The organism is Streptomyces sp. NPDC107550 (assembly GCF_055639095.1).
Map to the genome: position 1 here is coordinate 155,263 of NZ_JBVKBC010000004.1, position 22,586 is coordinate 177,848.

Genomic DNA, 22,586 nt, shown 5'->3' on the forward strand with positions numbered 1-22,586 from the left:
CGCGCGCTCAGTTGCTGGAGACGAGCTTCAGCTCGGGGTGCGCGGTGCCGCCCTCGATGGCGATGGACGAGATGTGCGAGGAGACGCGGTCGTCGACCGGGTCGTTCGCCGGGTCGTCGTGGACGACGAGGTGCTCGTACGTCGTGGCGCGCTGCGCCGGCACCCGGCCCGCCTTGCGGATCAGCTCGATGATCTCCATGCGGTTCGAGCGGTGCTTGGCGCCGGCCGAGGAGACGACGTTCTCCTCCAGCATGATCGAGCCGAGGTCGTCGGCCCCGTAGTGCAGGGAGAGCTGGCCGACCTCCTTGCCGGTGGTGAGCCAGGAGCCCTGGATGTGCTGGACGTTGTCGAGGAAGATGCGGGCGATGGCGATCATCCGCAGGTACTCGAAGAGGGTCGCCTGCGTACGGCCCTTGAGGTGGTTGTTCTCGGGCTGGTACGTGTACGGGATGAACGCGCGGAAGCCGCCCGTCCGGTCCTGTACGTCACGGATCATGCGCAGGTGCTCGATGCGCTCCGCGTTGGTCTCGCCGGTGCCCATGAGCATCGTGGAGGTGGACTCGACGCCGAGGTTGTGGGCGATCTCCATGATCTCCAGCCAGCGCTCGCCGGACTCCTTGAGCGGCGCGATGGCCTTGCGGGGCCGCTCGGGCAGCAGTTCGGCGCCGGCGCCCGCGAAGGAGTCGAGGCCCGCCGCGTGGATGCGCCGGATGGCCTCCTCGACGGAGACCTTGGAGATGCGGGCCATGTGCTCGACCTCGGAGGCGCCCAGGCTGTGGATGACCAGCTCGGGGTACGCCTTCTTGATCGCGGCGAAGTGCTCCTCGTAGTACTCGACGCCGTAGTCCGGGTGGTGGCCGCCCTGGAACATGATCTGGGTGCCGCCCAGCTCGATCGTCTCCGCGCAGCGGCGCAGGATGTCGTCGAGGTCGCGGGTCCAGCCCTTCTTGGTGTCCTTGGGGGCCGCGTAGAAGGCGCAGAACTTGCACGCGGTGACGCACACGTTCGTGTAGTTGATGTTGCGCTCGATGATGTACGTGGCGATGTGCTCGATGCCCGCGTACTTGCGGCGGCGGATCGCGTCGGCGGCGGCGCCCAGCGCGTGCAGCGGGGCGTCGCGGTAGAGGGCGACGGCCTCCTCCGGGGTGATGCGCCCACCGGCGGCGGCGCGGTCTAGGACGGACTGAAGCGCGGCCTTCTCGGTCACCGGGCGGGCCCCTTTCCGGAGGTTCTGCGGAGCGTCTCAACGAGCCTGAGCTGACATCTCAGCGTACGTCAGCGGCCCAGGCCGCCCAGCAGAACCCCCGCCGAGGCCCCGAGGATCATGAACGGCCCGAACGGGATCTCGGTCCCGCGCCCCGCCCTGCGGGTGACGACGAGGCACAGCGCGTACAGCCCGTTGAGGAGGACGCCGGCGAACGCGCCGAGGAACAGCACGCCCCACCCGTACCAGCCGAGCGCGGCGCCGAGCGCGGGCGCCAGCTTCACGTCGCCGAAGCCCATGGCGCGGGGCCAGGCGAGCAGGAGCAGCAGGTACCAGGCGCCGAGGGCGGCGGCGCCGAGGAGCGCGCCGGTGAACGAGCCGCCCGCGCGCGGCAGCGGTGCGACCGCGCCGAGCAGCAGCACGGTGAGCGCGGCGAGCGGCAGGGTGAGCACGTCGGGCAGGCGGTGGACGGCGAAGTCGACGGTGGCGAGCAGCACGGCGGGCGGCGCGAGCAGCAGCCACACGGTGAGTTCGGGGCGGGCGCCGGTGGCGGCGGCGAGCAGCGCGCAGGCGGCGGCGCAGACGGCGGCGAGCCGGGGCGCGGACGGGCCGGGGCGCGGGCCGAGCCAGCCGCGCAAGGGGTGCCCTTCGGGTCCGGTCGTACGCCAGGGCTGCCCGGCCGGTACGGACAGGCGGTGCGCGGCGCGGGGCAGCAGCCCGCCCGCGAGGGCGCCCCACAGGGCGGCGACGGCGGCGAGCACGGGGGTCATTGGGGGGCCCGGGTGAGTTCGGCGTGCGGGTTGCCCGCGTCGGGGTAGCGGGAGGTGAGGCTGATCTTCTCGCCGTGCCGGGTGAGGCGGACGGTGTGCGGGCCCTTGGCGCAGTGCGAGCCGTTGTCGGGGGAGGCGGCGCCGGACGCCTCAAGTCCCTTGCCGGTGACGGCCGTCAGGGTGAGGACGTCCACGCAGGTCAGGCCGAGGGGGTCGGTGGAGGTGACGGTGCCGAGCCGGTCGCCGACGCGCGCCCTTTTCAATGTCACGCGGTAGGTGTCGAAGGGGACGCCGAGCGCGTCGGTGACGGCCTTGCCCTGCCAGGTGCCGGCGTAGAACGCGGGGACGGACGCCGGGGCGCTGCCGGCGGCACTGGGCTGGGCGCCCGCCCCGCTGTCGGTGCCGCCGTCGTGGCCGGGCAGCATCCGCACGACGAACGCGCCGCCGACCGTCACCAGCGCGAGCGCCCCCGCGACGGCCAGCGCCACGGAACAGCTCACCCGGCGCCCGCGCCCGTCGGCGGAGGCGGGGGCGGCGCTCGCCGACACGGACACGGAGAGCTTCCCGGCTTTCGCGGGCTCCCCCGCGCCGCCGGTCTCGCCCTGGCGCGCGTACGAGGGGTCCGGCGGGCCGAAGACGCCCGGGGGCGGGGTGGGGTCGTCGCCGGGTACGGCGGGGCTGCTGAAGCCGACCGGGCCCGAGGCGGGGGCGTCGGCGGGGGCGCCCTCCAGGTCGAGGAGGCGGACCGCTTGGCGCGAGACCTGTTCGACGAGCGGGCCCGGCAGCCAGCCGCCGGCGACGAGGCGGGCCGCGCCGCCGGGGGCGAGGCGCCGGGCGAGCGCGGCGGGGTCGGGGCGGGCCGCCGGGTCCTTCGCCAGACACTCCACGGCGATCTCGCGCAACTCGCCGCCCATCGGGCCGAGTTCGGGTTCCTCGTGGACGACCTTGTAGAGCAGCGCGGCGGAGGAGTCGCCGGGGAAGGGGGCGTGGCCGGTCGCCGCGTGGACGAGGACCGCGCCGAGGGAGAAGACGTCGGCGGCGCCGGTGACGCCCTGGCCGAGGATCTGCTCGGGGGCCATGTAGCCGGGCGAGCCGATGGAGACGCCCGTGGAGGTGAGGGAGGCGGTGCCGCCGAGGGCGCGGGCGATGCCGAAGTCGATGAGGCGGGGGCCGTCGAGGGTGAGCAGCACGTTCGACGGCTTGACGTCGCGGTGGACGAGGTCGAGGGCGTGGACGGCGGCCAGGGCCTCGGCCAGTCCTGCGGCCAGCGTCCGTACGGTGTGCTCGGGCAGCGGGCCTTTCTCCGTGACCGCCTGCGCGAGTGAGGGGCCGGCGACGTAGCCGGTGGCGACCCAGGGGACGGGGGCGTCCGGGTCCGCGTCCAGGACCGGGGCGGTCCAGGTGCCGCCCACTTTGCGGGCGGCGTCCACCTCTCTTCGGAAGCGGGTGCGGAACTCCTTGTCCAGGGCGAAGTGGGGGTGCACGATCTTTACGGCGACGGTTCTGCCGCCGGTGCTCCGGCCCAGGTAGACGCGGCCCATTCCGCCGGCTCCGAGCCGGCCGAGCAGGCGGTACGGCCCCACGGCCCGGGGTTCGTCCCCCTCCAACGGCACCATCCGCCTCCCCCTCCAAACAGCCCCGGACAGTAGGCCGGAATCCGAGGCAGAGGCAAGCCCCCTCAGAGGCGCGGCGCCGCTGCCGCTAGGGAGGGGACGTTCAGCTCAGCCCCGTAAGGGGCGCGGGGAACTGCGCGAGAAGCCCCACCGGGGCTGCACCCGAGGCACAACGTGCACCTACCCGGCGCTGGGGGCCGCCTTGCCCACCCGTGCCGCCCCAGGCGGCAGACTGCCCAAGGCGGCGGGGCGGGGGGTGCCTAACAGGCACCGGCGTTGAAAGCCCCGTAAGGGGCGCGAGGAACTGCGCGACCAGCCACAACGCACCCCTACGGGGATGAGGTCAGATCAGGCCCTGGGCGAGCATCGCGTCGGCGACCCGCTCGAACCCCGCGATGTTCGCTCCGGCAACATAATCCCCCGCCACCCCATACCGCGCAGCGGTCTCCGCACAGGTCGCATGAATGTCATCCATGATCCGCGCCAACTCCCCCTCCACCCGCTCCGCACCCCAAGACGTACGCGCATGGTTCTGCGCCATCTCCAGCGCACTGACCGCGACCCCGCCCGCGTTCGCCGCCTTGCCGGGCCCGAAGGCGACCCCCGCCTTCTGGAGCAGGTGGACGGCTTCCGGCGTGGCCGGCATGTTGGCGCCCTCGGAGACCGCCTTGACGCCGTTGCGGACGAGCGTCGCCGCGTCGTTCTCATCCAGCTCGTTCTGCGTGGCGGACGGCAGCGCGACATCCGCCGGCACGTCCCACACCCGCCCGCCGGGCACGAACCGCGCCGAGGACCCGCGCCGTTCGGCGTAACTGTCGACGCGGCCCCGCTCGACCTCCTTGATCTGCTTGAGCAGTTCGAGGTCGATGCCCTTGTCGTCGACGACATACCCCGAGGAGTCGGAGCAGGTGATGGCGTTGGCGCCGAGCGCGGTGAGCTTCTCGATGGTGTAGATGGCGACGTTGCCGGAGCCGGAGACGACGGCGGTCTGGCCCTCCAGGTCCTCGCCGCGCTCGCGCAGCATGGCCGCCGCGAACAGCACGTTGCCGTACCCGGTCGCCTCGGGCCGGATGAGCGAGCCGCCCCAGCCGCTGCCTTTGCCGGTGAGGACGCCCGCCTCCCAGCGGTTGGTGATGCGCCGGTACTGGCCGAACAGGTAGCCGATCTCGCGGCCGCCGACGCCGATGTCACCGGCGGGCACGTCGGTGTGTTCGCCGATGTGCCGGTACAGCTCGGTCATGAACGACTGGCAGAACCGCATGACTTCGGCGTCGGAACGCCCGTGCGGGTCGAAGTCGCTGCCGCCCTTGCCGCCGCCGATGCCGAGGCCGGTCAGCGCGTTCTTGAAGATCTGCTCGAAGCCGAGGAACTTGATGACGCCGAGGTTGACCGACGGGTGGAAGCGCAGGCCGCCCTTGTACGGGCCGAGCGCGCTGTTGAACTCCACGCGGAAGCCGCGGTTGACGTGGACGCGGCCACGGTCGTCCTGCCACGGCACCCGGAACATGACCTGCCGCTCCGGCTCGCACAGCCGCTCGACGAGGGCGGCTTCGGCATACTCGGGGCGGGCCTCGATGACCGGGGCGAGGGTCTCCAGGACCTCGTGGACGGCCTGGTGGAACTCGGGCTGGGCGGGGTTGCGCCGCTCGATCTCAGCGAGGAGGTCGGCGAGGAGGGACTGCGTCTGGGATCGCGTCGTCACAGGGGGCCTTTCTGGCGCTGCTGCCACCGGGACCACCAACGGGGTGCGGCTCGTCCGGGTCCGGTCCGGGGATGAGCGCGCGGCGCCGTTGCCGTGCGCGGGACGAGGTAAGTGTGACGCGCATGTAAACCTCCTGACCAGTGCCGGGGGCCCAGACCGCCCACGATGTGAGACCGGCCCGTCCGCGCGGGACGGCGAAGAGGCCCTGAGCCGCCCCCGCGCCGAACGGACGGGACGGGGCCGAGGCATCCGATAGGCCCGATAGGCCCGATAGCGCCGTCACAGCCGATAGGGCCGGTAGACCCCATAGGACCGGTAGAACCCATAGGGCCGGTAGCACCCATAGGACCGGTAGCACCCATGGAGACGAAGGAGCCCATGGAGTCGATAGAGCCGATAGCTCCCATGGAGCCCTTAGGACCCGCAGAACCCCTGGTGCCGGCCGGGGCCGGCGCGGCGCCGCTTCACCACGATTTCACCCGCGGCTCACGGAAATGCCGTGCGCGGTTACGGGAATGCCCCGGCCGGTACGGAAAGGGCCGGGGCGTGCTGCCTCAGGGGGCGAGGAGTTCCACGCGGACGTCGGCGGGAAATCCCGTGGTGGGGCCGACGCGGCGCGCGAACTCGGTGACGCCCTCCAGCTGTGCGCGGCCGAAGCGGAAGTCGAGGGTGGTGAAGTACTCCTCCAGCACGCGCTCGTCGAAGGCCTCCCAGCGCGCCGCCTGCTCGGCCACCTTGGCGACCTCGTCCAGCGACAGGTCGCGGGAGGCGAGGAACGCCTCGTGCACCTTGCGGGTGATGGCCGGCTCGCGGTCGGCGTACTCCTTGCGCGCGGCCCACACGGCGAAGACGAACGGCAGGCCCGTCCACTCCTTCCACAGCGCGCCGAGGTCGTGGACCTGGAGGCCGAGGCGCGGCGCGTCGTGGAGGTTGGCGCGCAGGGCGGCGTCGCCGATGAGGACGGCGGCCTCGGCGTCCTGCATCATCAGGCCGAGGTCGGGCGGGCAGGTGTAGTAGTCGGGGCGCACGCCGAACCGGTCGGCGAGCAGAAGCTGCGCGAGTCGTACGGACGTACGAGAGGTGGAGCCGAGGGCGACACGCCGGCCGTCGAGCCGGTCGAGCGGGACCTGCGACACGATGACGCAGGACATGACGGGGCCGTCGCAGCCGACGGCCAGATCGGGGAAGGCGACGAGGTCGTCGGCCGCCTTCAGGAACTCGACGAGGGTGATCGGACCGATGTCCAGGTCACCCCGCACCAACTGCTCGCTGAGCTTCTCAGGGGTGTCCTTCGTCAGCTCGAAGTCGAGGAGCGAACCGGTCCTGGCGAGCCCCCAGTACAGAGGCATGCAGTTCAGGAACTGGATGTGGCCGACGCGCGGCCGGATCGGGCGCGCGGCCTCGGCACTCGCGTGCTGGTTCTCGGGAGAATTGTCCACATCGGGGAGGCTAGCCCCCATGAGGTACGGTCGGGCTCCTGGGGCGTGGTCGCGCCGCATTCGCCGCACAAGTTCCCCGTCAACCCCGACAGGTCCCCACTCAAACATCCGGGTGACGTGATCTTGCCCTCTATTGCATTCGGCTGCCCGCGTGCTAGGCTCGCCGCAAGTTGCAGTTTGGTTTCCCTTGCAGTACAGAGCCTGCGGAGCATGTGACCGCGGGCTCTCGTCGTATTCAGACTTTTGCAGTTGTTCGCAAGTGCATTTGCAGGTTCTGGAGCAGGGCGACCCTTTGGCCCATAGGAGGGCTTATGGCTACCGGAACCGTGAAGTGGTTCAACGCTGAAAAGGGCTTTGGCTTCATTGCCCAGGAAGGCGGCGGCCCCGATGTCTTCGTCCACTACTCCGCGATCAACGCGAACGGCTTCCGCTCCCTCGAGGAGAACCAGGCCGTGACCTTCGACGTGACGCAGGGTCCGAAGGGCCCGCAGGCGGAGAACGTCACCCCCGCCTAATTTCTCCTGGTCGCACGGTTCACGCCGTGTCCTGATCCGGAACCTAGCGCAGTACCCAAGGAGCCCCGCGCCGTACGGCAGCGGGGCTCCTGCCTTTGTCCCGGGAGGCGTCGGCCCAGCGGGCGGCCGGCCCGGTCGCCGCGCCCGCCGCGAGGAGGACCGCGCCGAGCAGCAGCCACCCCGGTACGCCCCAGCCGAGCACCAGCGCGGTCAGCACCAGGGGGCCCGCTGTGCGGGCGAGCGGCACTCCCGTACCGAAGAAGCCCTGGTACTGGCCGACGCGGGCGGCCGGGGCGAGGTCGAAGGCCAGGTGCCAGGAGCTCGCCGACTGCCACATCTCGCCGAGGAGCAGCAGGGCGGAGGCGGCGACGAGGAGCACGGCCGCCTGCCAGGGGGCGCGGGGCGCCGCCGACGCCGCGAACACCGCGCAGGCCGCGAGGAGGGCCGCCCCGGCGCGCCGCATGACCCGTACCGCCGAGGGCAGGTCCCGTACGGCGCGGGCCGCGCGGACCTGGAGGGCCATGACGCCGAGGGTGTTGAGGACGAACAGCGCGGAGACCAGCCAGCCGGGCGCGCGCGTGTGGGTGACCGTCCACAGCGGGACGGCGAGGGAGAGCAGCGGCATGCGCAGCAGCAGCACGGCGTTCAGGAGGGTCACCGCCGCGTACGGGCGGTCGCGCAGCACCGCGAGCCGGGGCCCGGGCGCCGGGGTCGCGGCGGGCGCGGCGGGCGTGGCGGCGGGCAGGCGGCTCAGCAGCAGCGCGCAGAGGGCGAACCCGGCGCCGTCCAGGGCGAAGACGGTGAGGTAGGCGGCGCGGGTGTCCTGCTGGAGCGCGAGACCGCCGACGCCGGCGCCTACGGCGAGGCCCGCGTTCAGCGTGGACTGGAGGCGGGCGAGGGCGGCGGTGCGGTCGGCGGGGGCGACGAGGGAGGCGAGCAGGGCCTGGCGGGCGGCGGCGAGTCCGCACTGGGCGACCGCGTAGGCCAGCACCGCGAGCAGGAACGCCGGGTAGGAGCGGATCACCAGGAACGCCAGCACCGAGGCGGCCGTGGCGAGTGCCAGCACGACGGAGGTGCCGCGCGGGCCGCGCCGGTCGGCGAGCGCCCCCAGCGGTACTCCGGCTAGCGCGCCGACGGCCCATGCGAGTGTCAGGCCGAGGCCGATCTGGGGGGCGGAGAGGCCGATGACGCGGGTGAAGTAGAGGGCGGACGTGACGTAATAGGCGCCGTCTCCTACGGAGTTGGCGAACTGGGCGACACCGAGGGCCCCTACGAACGGGCGCGACTTCAACATCCCCCCAACCTAAGTCCAACTGGCCCGCCCCCCATGGGCAACTCAGCCCCCGCCCCCCTGGGCCAATCACCTCTCCTCAACCGCCGGAAAGGCTGGGAGTATGCGCTGAGGCCAGCCCCCTCAGGGGCGCGGGGAACGGCGCGAGAAGCCCCACCGGGCTGAACTGAACGCTCGACCTTTACGCACCGGGCGCTGGGTGCCGCCTTGCCCACCCTGCCGCCCCAGGCGGCAGACTGCCCAAGGCGGCGCGGGGCGCCGAAGAAGTGCCGGGGATGGCAACCCCGCCAGGGGCGCGGGGAACTGCGCGAGCGGCCACAGCGCACGCTGTAGACGAAGAACCACCAGCCGGGGCTGTCACCTCAGGGGCGCGGGGAACTGCGCGCTCGACCTCAACGCACCCGGCGAGGGAGTCGCAGTGCTGCCAGCAAAGACGTGCCGGTCAGCAGACCCCCCGCCACCAGCAGAGCAACCCGCATGCCCCCCACAGAGAACCCCTCACTGAGCAACCCCCCGAAGACGGCGACCGCCAACGCCCCACCCGTCTGCCGCAAGGCATTCAGCAGTCCCGAAGCCGTCCCGACCCGCTCCCCCGGCACCGCCTCCATCAGCATCGCGGTGACCGCCGGAATGGCGAACGCTCCCCCGAGCCCGGTCGGCACCAGCGCCAGCAGCACCAGCCACAGCGGCGTGCCCGTGCCGACGGGGATCATGACGAACATGGCGAGCGCCAGCACGAGTTGGCCGATGACGATGACGGGCCGCCGCCCGAACCGCTCCGCCATGCGCGGCGAGACGAGGTTCGTCGCCGTGATGACCGCCGCGACCGGCACGAAGACCAGGCCCGCCCCGACGGCCGACATCCCGCGCCCCTGCTGGAGGTAGAGGCCGAGCAGGAACACCATGCCGTAGAAGCCGACGTTGATGGCGAAGCCGACGGCGAGGGAGACGGCGACGGTACGTTCGCGGAGCATCGCCAGCGGCACCATCGGCGCCCGGTGCGCCCGCTCGGCGGCGACGAACGACACCCCCGCGACCAGCGCGAGCGCCAGCGCGCCGAGCACCGGCGCCGATGTCCAGCCGCCGTGCCCGCCCTCGATCACCGCGAAGGTGAGCCCGGCGAGCGCGGCGACGGCCGTGACCTGGCCCGGGAGGTCGAAGGGCGCGGGCCGCCGCGGCGACGGCGCGACCCGGGTGAGGAGCAGCAGGACGGCCGCGCCGACGGGCAGGTTGACCAGGAAGACCGCCCGCCAGCCGACGCTCTCGGTGAGCACCCCGCCGAGCACGGGCCCCGCCGCCATGGCGACCGAACCGCCCATCGTCCACAGCGCGATGGCCCGCGCCCGGCGCCTGGCGTCGTCGTACGCCTGCCGGACCAGCGCGAGGGAGGCGGGCATGACGAGGGCCGCGGCCCCGCCCTGCGCGACGCGGGCGGCGACGAGCGTGCCGATGCCGGGGGCGAGCGCGCAGCCCAGCGAGGCGAGGGTGAACAGCGCGACGCCCCAGCCGTACGCGCGCCGCGCCCCGGCCCGGTCGGCGAGCGCCCCGGCGGACAGCATCAGCCCCGCGAACATGAGCGTGTACGCGTCGACGACCCACTGGAGTCCCGCCATCCCGCCGTTGAGGCCGGTGCCGATGGCGGGCAGCGCGATGTTGACGGCGGAGACGTCGATGGTGATGACGGTGAAGCCGAGCAGCGCCGCGATCAGCGCGGGGGCGCCCGAGGCGGCCGCGCCGGCCGTCGCCCGCGCGGCGGCGGGGACGCTTCTCGTACGGACTGCGATGCTCACGCGGGCCTCCTGGCTGCGGGACGTGGGGCGCGCGGGTGGACGGTGGACGGGGCCGCGGCCCGGTGACACGCACCCCCTGGGTCCCCGGCCGCCGGCCACCCGCGACGGGTTCCACTGTCCCGGCTGCGGGCGCGCGGTGGCAGGCCGTGTTCCACCGGGGCGCCGGGTTCCTGGTCCTGACGCATCCCCTCACGCGGGGCGCGGGGCGGGGACAATGGCCGTATGACACAGACGACGGGGACGGCGGTGGGCGGGACCGAGCTGGGGAAGTATCTGCGGGCCCGGCGCGCGCTGGTGACCCCGGCCGAGGCGGGGCTGCCCGCCGGTACGGGACTGCGCCGCACGCCCGGCCTGCGGCGCGAGGAGCTGGCGACGCTCGCCGGGGTGAGCGTGGACTACTACACGCGCCTCGAGCGGGGGCGGGAGACGAACCCGTCGGCCGCCGTGATCGACGCGCTCGCCCGCGCGCTGCGGCTGTGCGGCGACGCGCACGAGCGGCTGCACGAGCTGGCGGAGCTGGCGTCCGGCCGGTTCACCGAGCCGCGCCCGACCTCCGACGACACGGTCCGCGACTCGGTGCTGCGGATGCTGGAGGCGCTGCGCCCGCTGCCCGCGTACGTCGTGAACCGGTACAGCTTCGTGCTGGCGGCGAACCCGGCGGGGCGGCGGCTGATGCCGGGCCTGTGGGACTGGCCGGCGGAGCAGCGCAGCCTGACGCGCTACCACTTCCTCCACCCGGCGGCGCGCGAGCTGTTCGTGCCGTGGGAGGAGACGGTGGCCCGCTCGGTGGCGCATCTGCGGGCGGTCGGCGGCGCGGACCCGGACGACCCGAGGATGGCGGCGCTGGTGGGTGAACTGCTGCTGAAGTCGCCGGAGTTCGCACGGATGTGGGACCGGTACGAGGTGTCCGAGCGCAGCGGCGGCACGAAGCGCTTCGCGCATCCGCTGGTGGGCGACATGACGTTGACGTACGAGGTGCTGCGGCTGGCCCGCACGGGCGGCCAGCGCATGGTCGTCTACCAGGCCGAGCCGGGCTCCCCGGCCGAGAAGGCGATGCGCGAGCTGGACCTGGACGCCGCCTGAACCGCGCGGGGGGCGGCGTCCGGGCCGGGGCTCACTCGGGGCGCTCCAGGATCGCCGTGACGCCCTGGCCGCCGGCCGCGCAGATGGAGATCAGGCCCCGGCCGGTGCCGCCGCGCGCCGCGAGGAGCCGGGCGAGGGTGGCGACGATGCGGGCGCCGGTCGCGGCGAAGGGGTGGCCGGTGGCGAGGGAGGACCCGGCGACGTTGAGCCGGTCCCGGTCGACGGGGTCGAGGCCCGCCTTCTCCCACGCGGCGAGGGTGGCGAGGACCTGCGAGGCGAACGCCTCGTGCACCTCGATCAGATCGAAGTCGCCCATGCCGAGCCCGGCCCGCTCCAGCATGCGCGGCACGGCGTACGCGGGCGCCATGAGCAGGCCGTCGCCCTCGCCGCCGGTGACGTCACCGTGCACGAAGTCGACGGCGGCCGTCTCGTAGGCGGTGAGGTACGCGAGGGGTTCCAGGCCGCGTGCGCGCGCCCACTCCTCGCTGGCCAGCAGGACGAGGGCGGCGCCGTCGGTGAGCGGCGTCGAATTGCCCGCTGTCATGGTCGGGTTGGGGTCCTTCACGCCGAACACCGGCTTGAGGGTGGCGAGTTTCTCGACGGTCGAGCCCGGGCGCAGGTTCTGGTCGCGCTCAAGTCCCCGGAACGGGACGACCAGTTGATCGAGCAGCCCCCGGTCGTAGGCGGCGGCAAGGCGCTGGTGGCTGGTGGCGGCCAGTTCGTCCTGGGCCTCGCGGGTGATGCCCCAGGCGCGGGCGGTGACGGCGGCGTGCTCGCCCATGGACAGGCCCGTACGGGGTTCGGCGTTGCGCGGGATGTCGGGCACGAGGTGCTGGGGGCGGATGCGGGCCAGCGCCTTGAGGCGGGCGCCGGGGGTCTTGGCGCGGCGGGCGGCGAGCAGGATGCGGCGCAGCTCGTCGTTGACGCCGAGGGGCGCGTCGCTCGCGGTGTCGGCGCCGCCCGCGATCGCGCTCTCGGTCTGGCCGAGGGCGATCTTGTTGGCGGCGGCGATGACGGCCTGGAGGCCGGTGCCGCACGCCTGCTGGATGTCGTACGCGGGGGTCCGCGCGTCCAGCGCCGAGCCGAGCACGGTCTCGCGGGCGAGGTTGAAGTCCCGGCTGTGCTTGAGGACGGCACCGGCCACGAACTCCCCCACGGCGCCCGGCTCGCGCAGGCCGAGGCGGGTGACGAGGCCGTCGAGCGCGGCCGTCAGCATCTCCTGGTTGGAGGCCGTGGCGTACGGGCCGTCGGAGCGGGCGAACGGGATGCGGCTGCCGTCGACGACGGCGACGCGGCGGGGCGGTGCCGCCTGGGTCCTGGCGGATTTCGCGGTTTTCGCGGGGGCCATCTCGACAACTCCTGACTACTGAGTAACCTTACTCCGAAGTAAATTTACGACCGAGCAGGGAGTTGGACAATGGCCGATCGCTATCTGAACTTCACCGGCACGGCCCCCGGCCGCTTCCTGACCAAACGCCTCGGACTCCCCCAGCCCGCGCCGCTGCGCCGCCACAGCCCTGAACGCCCCTCACTCGAGGGGCAGTTGCTGCACTTCACCGCCGGTGAGTCGGCCCACCGCAAGGAGCTGTCGGCGCTGCTCGCCCGCACCGGTCTCACCGTGCGCGGGTCGCTCTCCGGCGGCGGCGCGGAGCGGCCGGCCGCCGTCGTCGTGGACGCCACCGCCGTCCGCGACACCGAGGGCCTGGCCGAGGTGCACGCGGCCCTGCACCCCTCGGTACGTTCCGTCGCCGCGAGCGGGCGGGTCGTCGTGCTCGGGGCGCCGCCCGCCGCCGACGACCACCATCAGGCCGCCGTCCAGCAGGCGTTGGAGGGGTTCACCCGCTCGCTCGGCAAGGAGATCGGGCGCGGCCGTACGGTCAACCTCGTGCGGATCGCGGGCCCGGTCGACGCCGCCGAGTCCACCCTGCGCTTCCTGCTCTCGCCGCGCTCGGCGTACGTCAGCGGACAGGTCATCGAGGTCGGCGCCGACGCGGACGGGCCGACGGCGCCCGAGGACTGGGCCGCGCCGCTCGCCGGGCGCACCGCCCTCGTCACCGGCGCGGCCCGGGGCATCGGCGAGGCCGTCGCCGAGACGCTGGTCCGCGACGGGGCGCGGGTCGTGCTGCTCGACGTGCCCTCCGCCGAGGACGACCTCGCCAAGGTCGCCGCGCGGCTCGGCGGGAGGGCGCTGCCGCTGGACATCACGGCGGCGGACGCGGGCGAGGCCATCGCGCGCTTCACCGCCGACGACGGGCTCGACATCCTCGTCCACAACGCGGGCATCACGCGGGACCGGCGGCTGGCCAACATGCCCGCCGAGCGCTGGAGTTCGGTCATCGACGTCAATCTGGCGAGCGTGCTGCGGACCACCGACGCTCTGCTGGCGGCGGGGGCGCTGGCGCGGGGCGGCCGGATCGTCGCCACGGCCTCCATCGCGGGGATCGCGGGGAACGCCGGGCAGACCAATTACGCGGCCAGCAAGGCGGGGATCGTCGGGCTCGTACGGGGGCTCGCGCCCCGGGCCGCCGCCGAGCACGGGGTGACGGTGAACGCGGTGGCGCCGGGGTTCATCGAGACGCGGATGACGGCGGCGGTGCCGTTGTTCATCCGGGAGGCGGGGCGGCGGATGAACTCCCTTGGGCAGGGCGGGCTTCCGGTGGATGTCGCGGAGGCGACGGCGTGGTTCGCGTCCGCTGCGTCCGGGGCGGTCAACGGGCAGGTCTTGAGGGTCTGCGGCCAAAGCCTCCTGGGCGCCTAGCGCAACGGGATCTCCAGTTCCGGAACTCTTCCGCCGGGGCCAGCCCCCCCTCAATCGCCGGGGAGGCTGGGAGCAGGCGCTCAGGCCAGCCCCTAAGGGGCGCGGGGAACTGCGCGAGAAGCCCCACCGGGGCTGCACCCGAGGCACAACGTGCACTTACCCCGCGCTGGGTGCCGCCTTGCCCACCCTGCCGCCCCAGGCGGCAGATTGCCCAAGGCGGGGGGCGCCGAAGAAGTGCCGGGGCTGGCAGCCCCGTCAGGGGCGCGGGGAACTGCGCGACCAGCCACGACGAAACCCGCACCCGGCACCCGCCCCTGGGGCTCCGCCCCAGACCCCGCTCCTCAATCGCCGGAGGGGCTTGAAATAACCGGCGCTGAAAGCCCCGCAGGGGCCGTCGCAGACAAGGAGGGCGCCGCTTATGAGTGCGCCGCAGATACGAACCGTCACCCTCACCGGGCCCCCGCCCCTGCTCCCCACCATGCTGAAGGGCGCCGCCCTCTCCCCCCTGAAGAAGCCGGCCGGAGCCACCGCCACCCCCGTACCCGGGGTACGCCTCACCCTCCCCCGCACGAAGATCGACCCCGCCCACCTCACCGCGTACGAACGCACCTGCGGCTTCCCCACCGACCGCCCCCGCGACGAACTCCCCGTCACCTACCCGCACATCCTCGGCTTCCCGCTGGCGATGCGGCTCATGGCGGCCCGCGCCTTCCCCCTGCCGCTGCTCGGCCTCGTCCACACCTCGATCGAGGTGACCCAGCACCACGGCCTGCCGCCCGCCGAGCCCTACGAACTGTCCGTGGAGATCACGGAGTTCCGCCCGCACCGCCGCGGCACGGAAGCGGTGGCGCTCACCGAACTGCGCCGGGACGGCACCCCCGTATGGCAGTCGACGAGCACGTACCTGGCCCGGCACCGCACGCCCGAGGCACCCCCCGCCGAACGCCCCGGACCCCGCGCGGAGAGCGCCCCGCTGCCGGCCCTCGCCGAGTGGCAGGTCGCCGCCGACCTGGGACGCCGGTACGCGGCCGTGTCAGGGGACCGCAACCCGATCCATCTGCACCCGCTGACCGCCCGCGTCTTCGGCTTCCCGCGCGCCATCGCACACGGCATGTGGACGGTGGCCCGCTGCCTCGCGGAGTTCGGCGCGCACGGCCCGCTGCGCGCCGAGGCGCACTTCAGGGCGCCGGTGCTGCTGCCCGGCACGGTGACGTACGCGGCGAAGGGGACGGCGTTCGAACTGCGGGACGCCCGCGGCGGGCGGACGCACGTCACCGGTGAGGTCAGCGAGGGGACCAGCGCCGGCCCGACATGAGGTTGCCGAGACCGGCCCAGGCGAAGTTCATCATCGTCCCGGCGGCTTCCTTCGCGGAGACGGACGCGTCGGAGTTGGCCCACCCGGCGAGCGCCTCGGCCGCGCCGACCAGCGCCTGCGCGAGCCCGGCGACCTCCCGCTCGGCCAGTTCGGGGTCGCCGTGGGCCTCGCGGGCGGCCTCGGCGATCAGGGAGGTGACGAAGGCGACGATCTCGTCGCGCATCGCGCCGACCTCGGCGACGAAGGGCTCGCCGCCGCTGGTGGCCTGGCTGTGCAGCACGGCCCACCCGTCGGGGTGGCCCGCGGTGTGCGAGAAGAACGCGGTCAGGCCCTCCCACAACTGCCGGTCGGCGGGCGCGCCGGGCCGCACCCCGGCCCGTACGGCGGCGACGAGCGCGGCGGCCTCGCGCCGGATGCAGGCGGTGAAGAGGTCTTCCTTGGAGTTCAGGTACAGGTAGACCAGCGGCTTGGAGACCCCGGCGAGTTCGGCGATCTCGTCCATCGACGCGGCCCGGTAGCCGCGCTCGCCGAAGACCTTGACCGCGGCGTCCAGCATCTGCCGCTCCCGCTCGGCCCGAGGCATCCTCTTGTGCCGTACCACCCCGGACTTCACGTCGCCGCCCACACCGGCCGCCTTTCCGTCACTGTCGTACTCCCGCAAAGCCTAAGCGGGCCCCGGACACGCCCGTGCCCGCGCCCGGAGTGGTTCCGGGGGCGGGGCACGGGCGGTGCGACGGGCCTATAGGGCCGTCAGGCGGCGGCGGGCACCGCCTGCGACTCGTCGCGCGGGGAGTGCTCGTAGACCTCGATGTCCTCGTCGAAGCCGGCCGCCGTGGCGTTGTCGTACTTCACGTGGTCGAGGATCTTCTCGCGGGCGGAGACGATCACCGGGACGAGCGCCTGGCCGGCCACGTTGGTGGCGGTGCGCATCATGTCGAGGATCGGGTCGATGGCGAGGAGCAGGCCGACGCCCTCCATGGGCAGGCCGAGGGTGGACAGGGTCAGCGTCAGCATGACGGTCGCGCCGGTGAGGCCGGCGGTCGCGGCGGAGCCGATGACCGAGACGAACGCGATGAGCAGGTACTCCTTGATGCTCAGCTCGATGTGGAAGATCTGCGCGACGAAGATCGCGGAGATCGCCGGGTAGATCGCGGCGCAGCCGTCCATCTTGGTGGTGGCGCCGAACGGCACGGCGAAGGAGGCGTAGTCCTTCGGGACGCCGAGGCGGATCGCCGACTGCTGGGTGACCGGCATGGTGCCGACCGAGGAGCGGGAGACGAACGCGAGCTGGATCGCGGGCCAGGCGCCCTTGAAGAACTGCAGCGGGTTCAGCTTGCCGACGGTGGCGAGGAGCAGCGGGTAGACGCCGAAGAGGACCAGGGCGCAGCCGACGTAGATGTCGATCGTGAACGTCGCGTAGTTGCCGAGCAGGTCCCAGCCGTACTGGACGATGGCGCGGCCGATGAGACCGGCGGAGCCGATCGGGGCGAGCAGGATGACCCACCACAGGGCCTTCTGGAGCAGTTCGAGGACCGACTCGGAGAGCGTGAGGATCGGCTTGGCCTTCTCGCCGATCTTCAGGATCGCGATGCCGGCGACGACGGCCATGAAGACGATCTGGAGCACGTTGAGCTGGGTGAACGGCGTGACGACGTCGGTCGGGACGATGCCCGTCAGGAAGTCGAGCCAGCTGCCCGCGTGGTCGGGCTTGGCGCCGTCGGCGGCGGTGAGCTTCGAGCCGTCGCCGGGGTTGGTGATCAGGCCGATGGCGAGGCCGATGACGACCGCGATCAGCGAGGTGATCATGAACCAGAGCAGCGTACGGGTGGCCAGGCGGGCCGCGTTGTTGACCTTCCGCAGATTGGTGATGGACACCAGGATCGCGAAGAAGACCAGCGGGGCGACCGCGAGCTTGAGGAGCTGGATGAACAGGCCGCCGACCTTGTCGAGGGTCGTGGCCAGCCACGACACGTCGTAGGTACGGGCGACGAAGCCGAGGGCCAGACCGACGACGAGGCCGAGCAGGACCTGGGCCCAGAAGGGGATCGGTATGCGGAAGCCGCGCTTCTGTTCGGCGGCGGGGGTGTTCGCGGACACGGATGCAACTCCAGTGAGGACACGCGGGGAAGAGGCGGGGACGTACGGGAGCGGCGGCCGCGAGGAAAGGGGCGGCGCCGCTGCATCGGGAGGGTCGCGTCAGGCGCGACAGGCCGCGGACATGCAGCGGCAGAGATCGACATGCAGGCGCGCCACGAGCTGGACGCTCATGGCCTCACGGTGCGCGGCTGCTGTCTTCATGACGGAGACGTTAACACCGACCCTTTGGGAACATCAAAGGGCTTCTTTGGGGCAGGGCTCCACGTCATGGGCCTTTTCTCCCCATTCGCCTTGAAAACACAGGCGGCCCCGACACCTGAGCGGTGCCGGGGCCGAAGCCGGTGTGACGTACCTGACGTACGGGGGTGCCGTACGGAGGTGCGGTACGGGGGTGCCGTACGCGGGGCTTACGAGGTGTGCTGGGCGCGGGCGGCGTCGTCCGCGTCGTCCTCCATGGTGCGGTTGGCGTCCATGTTCGCCTTGGCGCGGTCCACGCGGGCGACGATCTTCTCCGAGGCGCGGTCGCGCTCGCCGCGCAGCAGCACGAAGCTGAGCGGGGCCGAGACGACCAGGGAGAGCAGGGCGATCCACAGCCAGTACGAACCGCCGATGCCGGCGGGGACGATGCCGGTGGCGACGAGACCCCAGACGACGAGGAAGCAGCCCACGAAGATCCCGAGGCGCATCAGCGTGTAGCGGAGCATGTCAATCCACTCTTCCGTTCCGAAAAGGTGCCCTTACAGGACGAGCGCCCCTCCAGTGAAGCACGCGGAGGGGCGCTCGCGGTCGGCGGGGCCCGCGGGGGTCCGCCGGGGCGGTCAGATCAGCCAGGGGTTCTTACGGACCAGCGGGATGCGGGCCCAGACCTCGCCGAGGCCGTAGAAGCGGCCCGCGCCGGTCGCGGCCGTGATCAGCAGCACCAGGGCGATCATCCAGTGGGCGTCGAGGACCGGGTTCGCGTCCGGCCACAGGGTGACCAGCCACATGAAGGCCAGCATCAGCGTGCCCGCGCCGGCCGCGATCCGCATGCCGATGCCGAGGATCATCGCCAGGCCGACGCCCAGCAGGCCGAGCATGAACAGGGTGTCCATCCACCAGGCTCCGGCGACCGAGTCGAAGATGTGGGCGAAGGGGCCCTTCGTCCCGTGCAGCAGGAAGCCTTCGGTGGGGTGTCCGCCGTTGAGCCAGCTCCCCTCGGAGGGGGTGGACTTGCCCAGGCCGAACGTCTTGTCGAGGAACGGCCACAGGAAGTAGAACCCGCCGATCACGCGGGCGGCGGCGAGCAGGCCCCGCAGGGCGGGGGACGCCGTCGCGTCGGGCCGGGGGGTGTCGGGGGTCGCCGTGGCTTCTCGGGGGCTACGGGTGCGGTCGGGAGTGTTGAGGGCCATGGCCCCTTCTTCCTAGAGCGGGGGTACTTTGTGAAGACATTCACAAAGTACCCCCGCTCCTTACACCCCCACTACGGCCATAAGCCCCATATAAACGGCCAGAAGTCCCGGCGTGCCGGGGAAGCTGCACGCAGTGCATGCTTCAGGGGCGCGGGGAACTGCGCGACCAGCCCCCACCCACCGTCAGACGAACAACAACCCCCGACCGGGGTCAGACCCTCATGGGCTGGGGCTCATCGCGCCGCCCCGCATCAGGCCCGTCGAACTCCCGGAGGATCTCGTACCGAGTGTTCCGCTCGACCGGCCGGAACCCCGCATCGCGGATGAGGTCCAGCAGATCCTCCCGCGTGAGCTTGCTCGGCGTACCGAAGTCGTCCGCGTCATGCGTGATCTTGTACTCGACGACCGACCCGTCCATGTCGTCCGCCCCGTGCTGCAACGCGAGCTGCGTCGTCTGCAGCCCGTGCATCACCCAGAAGCACTTCACGTGCGGGACGTTGTCGAAGAGCAGCCGCGACACGGCGAAGGTCTTCAGGGACTCCGCACCGGTGGCCATGGTGGTGCGGGCCTGGAGCCGGTTGCGTACCTTGCCGTCCTTCATGTCCACGAAGTCGTGCTGGTAGCGCAGCGGGATGAAGACCTGGAAGCCGTTCGTCTCGTCCTGGAGTTCGCGCAGGCGCAGGACGTGGTCGACGCGGTGCCGGGGCTCCTCGATGTGCCCGTACAGCATGGTCGCCGGCGTCTTGAGCCCCTTCTCGTGGGCGAGCCGGTGGATGCGCGACCAGTCCTCCCAGTGGGTGTCGTGGTCGACGATGTGCTGCCGGATCTCCCAGTCGAAGATCTCCGCGCCGCCGCCGGTCAGCGATTCGAGGCCGGCGTCGATCAGCTCGTCGAGGATCTCGGAGGCGGACAGCCCGGAGATCTTCTCGAAGTGGTGGATCTCGGTGGCCGTGAACGCCTTGAGGCCGACGTCCGGCAGGGCTTCCTTGAGCGCCTTGAGGGAGCGCGGGTAGTAGCGCCACGGCAGGTTCGGGTGCAGGCCGTTGACGATGTGCAGCTCGGTGAGGTGCTCCGACTCCATCGCCTTGGCGAGCTTGACGGCCTCCTCGATGCGCATCGTGTACGCGTCCTTCTCGCCCGGCTTGCGCTGGAAGGAGCAGTAGGCGCAGGAGGCGGTGCACACGTTCGTCATGTTGAGGTGACGGTTCACGTTGAAGTGGACGACGTCGCCGTTCTTGCGCGTACGGACCTCGTGCGCGAGGCCGCCGAGCCAGGCCAGGTCGTCCGACTCGTAGAGTGCGATGCCGTCCTCGCGGGACAGCCGCTCGCCGTCCCTGACCTTCTGCTCCAGCTCGCGCTTGAGCCCTGCGTCCATGCCCGTACCTCTCCTCACCTTGCCAAGACTGAGCCCACCGTACGCCCCCGCACCGACAGGCCCGCTCACACCTCGTCGGGCAGCTCGCCGACGCGGTTCTCCCACTTCGTGGAGAGGACGATGGTGGTGCGGGTGCGGGAGACGCCCTTGGTGCCGCTCAGGCGCCGGATGGTCTTCTCCAGCCCGTCCACGTCCCCGGCGCGCACCTTGAGCATGTACGAGTCGTCGCCCGCGATGAACCAGCAGTCCTCGATCTCGTGCAGGTCCTTCAGGCGCTGGGCGACGTCCTCGTGGTCGGTGGCGTCGCTGAGCGAGATGCCGATGAGCGCGGTGACGCCGAGGCCGAGCGAGGCGGAGTCGACGGTGGCCCGGTAGCCGGTGATGACCCCGGCCGCCTCCAGGCGGTTGATGCGGTCCGTGACGCTGGGTCCGGACAGGCCGACGAGACGGCCCAGTTCCGCATACGAGGCGCGGCCGTTCTCGCGCAGGGCCTGGATGAGCTGCCTGTCCACGGCGTCCATAGGTCCAAAGCCTTTCATTGTTCAGCGTTTACGCGAGCTTACGTGTAGAATCTAAGGCGCGCGGGGACGACACCCCGCAAAATCTAAAGCTCAATCAGCGGATCAGCGAAGATCCATCGAATCCAGGAGTGTTGTCACCGTGTTCACGATCGAGATGGCCTACGCCCGCATGCGCGAGATGCAGGACCAGGCCAACCGCTCGCGTGTCCACCAGTCCGCCACCGACGAGCGCCGCGCGGCGAAGAAGCACGCCCCCCGCGCCAAGAAGCGCTAACCATCATCCCGAGAGCCACCCCTGAGCTCTCCCTCCCAACGGCGGTACAGCGTGTGCGGCACCCCTGCCGCGTCCAGCGCCCGCCCCGCGATGAAGTCCACCAGATCCTGGATGTGCGTCGCCCCCGCGTAGAACGCCGGCGAGGCGGGCAGCACGACCGCGCCCGCCTCGTCCAGCGTCACCAGATGCCGCAGGGTCTGCCCGTTCAGCGGGGTCTCCCGCACCGTCACCACCAGCCGGCGCCTCTCCTTGAGCGTCACGCTCGCCGCCCGCTGGAGCAGGTCCTTGGAGAGCCCGAGCGCCACCCCGGCGACGCACGCCGTCGAAGCCGGCACGATGAGCATCCCCTTGACCGGGTACGAACCCGACGAAGGCCCCGCCGCGAGGTCCCCGGCCGGCCAGTACCGTACGCCGCTCAGATCCAGGCCCGTGAACGTGCCGGGCTTGCCGTCCGCGCCCCGCGCGAGCCAGGTCTCCAGGTCCTCGCGCCAGTGCGCGTCACGGAAGGAGATCCCGGTCTCGTCCAGCAGCGTCAGCCGCGAGGCCCGCGAGACGACGAGGTCGACGGCCTCCCCCGCACCGATCAGCGCCCGCAGCACGGACGCGGCGTACGGGGTTCCGGACGCGCCGGAGACACCGACCACCCAGGGCTTGCGACTGCTTGTTTCGACGTGCTCCACACCACGAGCCTATCCGGCGGGCCATCATGGGAACTTGAGCAGGGGCCAGGGGCGTTGGGTCCGTGAGAGGACACGCCGGGCCACGGGCCCGGGGCGGGGGGGCGGTGCGATGACGTACGAGGTGTCGCGGGCGGAGCGGCCGAAGTGGTCGGCGGGCGAGCGGGCGATGGCCGCGGGCAAGCTCATGGTGGGGTGGGTGGCGCTGCTGTGGCTGCTCGAAGCGGTGGACTCGGCGTCCGGGCACGCGCTCGACCGGTTCGGCATCGAGCCGCGTGATCCGGCGGAGCTGGTGGACGTGGTCCCGGCGGCCTTCATCCACTTCGGCTTCGGCCATGTCGCGGGGAACTCGATACCGCTGCTCGTCCTCGGGTTCATCGCCGCGCTGTCCGGCATACGCCGGTTCCTGGCCGCCTGTGCGCTGATCGTCGTCGCGGACGGGCTCGGGGTGTGGCTCGTGGCGCCGGCCCATACGAACACCGCGGGGGCTTCGGGGCTGATCTTCGGGCTGTTCGGGTTCGTCGTGATCGGGGGGTTCGTGGAGCGGCGGGCGCTCGGGGTCGTGGTCGGGGTGGCGGTGGCGGCGGTCTGGGGCACGACGTTCCTCGCGGGGCTTTCCCCTCTCCACCAGGGCATCAGCTGGCAGGGCCATCTGATCGGCCTCCTGGCAGGAGTGGCCTCGGCCTACGTATTGCGAACGGGCCGCCCCCAAACAGGCCTGTAGTCCAGCGCCGGCGCGTGAGTTCTTCGTCTGACGGTCCGCCGTGGCTGATT

21 protein-coding genes are annotated in these 22,586 nt (G+C 72.2%); 6 read left to right on the top strand and 15 right to left on the bottom strand.

The window, feature by feature from the left end; translation table 11 throughout:
- Positions 1–7: 7 nt before the first annotated feature.
- From mqnC to ACZ7LY_RS07885, 5 genes are all read right to left on the bottom strand, one after another.
- Entirely contained in the window at positions 8–1,207 is a 1,200-nt protein-coding gene (mqnC, locus tag ACZ7LY_RS07865; RefSeq protein ID WP_471623635.1) for a cyclic dehypoxanthinyl futalosine synthase, read from the bottom strand.
- A gap of 68 nt (positions 1,208–1,275) precedes the next feature.
- Complete coding sequence (locus ACZ7LY_RS07870) at positions 1,276–1,974, bottom strand: prepilin peptidase (protein WP_471623636.1); 699 nt, start codon at positions 1,972–1,974, stop codon at positions 1,276–1,278.
- Positions 1,971–3,590, bottom strand: coding sequence for a serine/threonine-protein kinase (locus tag ACZ7LY_RS07875; protein ID WP_471623637.1), 1,620 nt, complete (start codon positions 3,588–3,590; stop codon positions 1,971–1,973). The genes ACZ7LY_RS07870 and ACZ7LY_RS07875 overlap by 4 nt, the downstream gene beginning before the upstream one ends.
- 340 nt (positions 3,591–3,930) lie before the next feature.
- Positions 3,931–5,289, bottom strand: coding sequence for an NADP-specific glutamate dehydrogenase (gdhA, locus tag ACZ7LY_RS07880; RefSeq protein WP_471623638.1), 1,359 nt, complete (start codon positions 5,287–5,289; stop codon positions 3,931–3,933).
- A gap of 554 nt (positions 5,290–5,843) precedes the next feature.
- On the bottom strand, positions 5,844–6,728 hold the full coding sequence (locus tag ACZ7LY_RS07885) for a menaquinone biosynthetic enzyme MqnA/MqnD family protein (protein ID WP_471623639.1): 885 nt from the start codon (positions 6,726–6,728) through the stop codon (positions 5,844–5,846).
- A gap of 311 nt (positions 6,729–7,039) precedes the next feature.
- Between ACZ7LY_RS07885 and ACZ7LY_RS07890 the strand changes: the two genes are divergently transcribed.
- Complete coding sequence (locus tag ACZ7LY_RS07890; RefSeq protein WP_003948780.1) at positions 7,040–7,243, top strand: cold-shock protein; 204 nt, start codon at positions 7,040–7,042, stop codon at positions 7,241–7,243.
- A gap of 43 nt (positions 7,244–7,286) precedes the next feature.
- On the opposite strand, the gene ACZ7LY_RS07895 is transcribed toward ACZ7LY_RS07890, so the two are convergent.
- Positions 7,287–8,537 carry an MFS transporter gene (locus ACZ7LY_RS07895; protein ID WP_471623640.1) on the bottom strand — a complete coding sequence of 417 codons (1,251 nt, stop codon included), beginning with the start codon at positions 8,535–8,537 and terminating at the stop codon, positions 7,287–7,289.
- A gap of 389 nt (positions 8,538–8,926) precedes the next feature.
- Positions 8,927–10,324, bottom strand: coding sequence for an MFS transporter (locus ACZ7LY_RS07900; RefSeq protein ID WP_471623641.1), 1,398 nt, complete (start codon positions 10,322–10,324; stop codon positions 8,927–8,929).
- A gap of 222 nt (positions 10,325–10,546) precedes the next feature.
- On the opposite strand from ACZ7LY_RS07900, the gene ACZ7LY_RS07905 reads away from it, so the two are divergent.
- Entirely contained in the window at positions 10,547–11,407 is an 861-nt protein-coding gene (locus ACZ7LY_RS07905; protein WP_471623642.1) for a helix-turn-helix domain-containing protein, read from the top strand.
- Positions 11,408–11,438: 31 nt separating this feature from the next.
- Here the strand turns inward: ACZ7LY_RS07905 and ACZ7LY_RS07910 are convergent, their stop codons facing one another.
- A complete protein-coding gene (locus ACZ7LY_RS07910; protein WP_471623643.1) occupies positions 11,439–12,755 on the bottom strand; it encodes an acetyl-CoA C-acetyltransferase in 1,317 nt (438 codons plus the stop codon).
- A gap of 69 nt (positions 12,756–12,824) precedes the next feature.
- Between ACZ7LY_RS07910 and ACZ7LY_RS07915 the strand changes: the two genes are divergently transcribed.
- Together ACZ7LY_RS07915 and ACZ7LY_RS07920 are read left to right on the top strand one after the other, a co-directional pair.
- On the top strand, positions 12,825–14,165 hold the full coding sequence (locus ACZ7LY_RS07915) for a 3-oxoacyl-ACP reductase (RefSeq protein ID WP_471623644.1): 1,341 nt from the start codon (positions 12,825–12,827) through the stop codon (positions 14,163–14,165).
- A 418-nt stretch (positions 14,166–14,583) separates the two neighbouring features.
- Complete coding sequence (locus ACZ7LY_RS07920; protein ID WP_471623645.1) at positions 14,584–15,480, top strand: MaoC family dehydratase; 897 nt, start codon at positions 14,584–14,586, stop codon at positions 15,478–15,480.
- Here ACZ7LY_RS07920 and ACZ7LY_RS07925 read toward each other — a convergent pair.
- The 6 genes from ACZ7LY_RS07925 to ACZ7LY_RS07950 all read right to left on the bottom strand — a co-directional run bounded on the left by ACZ7LY_RS07925 (position 15,449) and on the right by ACZ7LY_RS07950 (position 20,861).
- A complete protein-coding gene (locus ACZ7LY_RS07925) occupies positions 15,449–16,063 on the bottom strand; it encodes a TetR/AcrR family transcriptional regulator (RefSeq protein ID WP_471623849.1) in 615 nt (204 codons plus the stop codon). The two genes, ACZ7LY_RS07920 and ACZ7LY_RS07925, sit on opposite strands and share 32 nt — an antisense overlap.
- 167 nt (positions 16,064–16,230) lie before the next feature.
- Positions 16,231–17,577, bottom strand: coding sequence for a dicarboxylate/amino acid:cation symporter (locus ACZ7LY_RS07930; RefSeq protein ID WP_471623646.1), 1,347 nt, complete (start codon positions 17,575–17,577; stop codon positions 16,231–16,233).
- A gap of 407 nt (positions 17,578–17,984) precedes the next feature.
- The gene (locus ACZ7LY_RS07935) at positions 17,985–18,281 is read right to left on the bottom strand and encodes a DUF4229 domain-containing protein (protein WP_471623647.1); all 297 of its coding nucleotides are present in this window, start codon (positions 18,279–18,281) and stop codon (positions 17,985–17,987) included.
- Positions 18,282–18,395: 114 nt separating this feature from the next.
- Positions 18,396–18,965 carry a hypothetical protein gene (locus ACZ7LY_RS07940; protein ID WP_471623648.1) on the bottom strand — a complete coding sequence of 190 codons (570 nt, stop codon included), beginning with the start codon at positions 18,963–18,965 and terminating at the stop codon, positions 18,396–18,398.
- A 211-nt stretch (positions 18,966–19,176) separates the two neighbouring features.
- Positions 19,177–20,340, bottom strand: coding sequence for an aminofutalosine synthase MqnE (gene mqnE / locus ACZ7LY_RS07945; RefSeq protein WP_471623649.1), 1,164 nt, complete (start codon positions 20,338–20,340; stop codon positions 19,177–19,179).
- A 65-nt stretch (positions 20,341–20,405) separates the two neighbouring features.
- Positions 20,406–20,861, bottom strand: coding sequence for an Lrp/AsnC family transcriptional regulator (locus ACZ7LY_RS07950; RefSeq protein ID WP_471623650.1), 456 nt, complete (start codon positions 20,859–20,861; stop codon positions 20,406–20,408).
- A 139-nt stretch (positions 20,862–21,000) separates the two neighbouring features.
- Here ACZ7LY_RS07950 and ACZ7LY_RS07955 point away from each other — a divergent pair, with 139 nt between their 5' ends.
- On the top strand, positions 21,001–21,135 hold the full coding sequence (locus ACZ7LY_RS07955) for a hypothetical protein (RefSeq protein WP_471623651.1): 135 nt from the start codon (positions 21,001–21,003) through the stop codon (positions 21,133–21,135).
- Here the strand turns inward: ACZ7LY_RS07955 and ACZ7LY_RS07960 are convergent.
- A complete protein-coding gene (locus ACZ7LY_RS07960; protein WP_471623652.1) occupies positions 21,132–21,815 on the bottom strand; it encodes a UbiX family flavin prenyltransferase in 684 nt (227 codons plus the stop codon). The genes ACZ7LY_RS07955 and ACZ7LY_RS07960 overlap by 4 nt on opposite strands.
- Positions 21,816–21,924: 109 nt before the next feature.
- Here ACZ7LY_RS07960 and ACZ7LY_RS07965 point away from each other — a divergent pair, with 109 nt between their 5' ends.
- Positions 21,925–22,536, top strand: a complete 612-nt coding sequence (locus ACZ7LY_RS07965; RefSeq protein WP_471623653.1) for a rhomboid family intramembrane serine protease — start codon at positions 21,925–21,927, stop codon at positions 22,534–22,536.
- Positions 22,537–22,586: the final 50 nt, after the last annotated feature.

Coding starts and splice junctions, on each gene's coding strand:
- ACZ7LY_RS07925 (WP_471623849.1), bottom strand. CDS start 16,063: ATGCCTCGGGCCGAGCGGGAGCGGCAGATGCTGGACGCCGCGGTCAAG.
- mqnE (WP_471623649.1), bottom strand. CDS start 20,340: ATGGACGCAGGGCTCAAGCGCGAGCTGGAGCAGAAGGTCAGGGACGGC.
- ACZ7LY_RS07940 (WP_471623648.1), bottom strand. CDS start 18,965: ATGGCCCTCAACACTCCCGACCGCACCCGTAGCCCCCGAGAAGCCACG.
- ACZ7LY_RS07910 (WP_471623643.1), bottom strand. CDS start 12,755: ATGGCCCCCGCGAAAACCGCGAAATCCGCCAGGACCCAGGCGGCACCG.
- ACZ7LY_RS07965 (WP_471623653.1), top strand. CDS start 21,925: ATGACGTACGAGGTGTCGCGGGCGGAGCGGCCGAAGTGGTCGGCGGGC.
- ACZ7LY_RS07890 (WP_003948780.1), top strand. CDS start 7,040: ATGGCTACCGGAACCGTGAAGTGGTTCAACGCTGAAAAGGGCTTTGGC.
- ACZ7LY_RS07875 (WP_471623637.1), bottom strand. CDS start 3,590: ATGGTGCCGTTGGAGGGGGACGAACCCCGGGCCGTGGGGCCGTACCGC.
- ACZ7LY_RS07870 (WP_471623636.1), bottom strand. CDS start 1,974: ATGACCCCCGTGCTCGCCGCCGTCGCCGCCCTGTGGGGCGCCCTCGCG.
- ACZ7LY_RS07950 (WP_471623650.1), bottom strand. CDS start 20,861: ATGGACGCCGTGGACAGGCAGCTCATCCAGGCCCTGCGCGAGAACGGC.
- ACZ7LY_RS07905 (WP_471623642.1), top strand. CDS start 10,547: ATGACACAGACGACGGGGACGGCGGTGGGCGGGACCGAGCTGGGGAAG.
- ACZ7LY_RS07895 (WP_471623640.1), bottom strand. CDS start 8,537: ATGTTGAAGTCGCGCCCGTTCGTAGGGGCCCTCGGTGTCGCCCAGTTC.
- ACZ7LY_RS07915 (WP_471623644.1), top strand. CDS start 12,825: ATGGCCGATCGCTATCTGAACTTCACCGGCACGGCCCCCGGCCGCTTC.
- ACZ7LY_RS07920 (WP_471623645.1), top strand. CDS start 14,584: ATGAGTGCGCCGCAGATACGAACCGTCACCCTCACCGGGCCCCCGCCC.
- ACZ7LY_RS07935 (WP_471623647.1), bottom strand. CDS start 18,281: ATGCTCCGCTACACGCTGATGCGCCTCGGGATCTTCGTGGGCTGCTTC.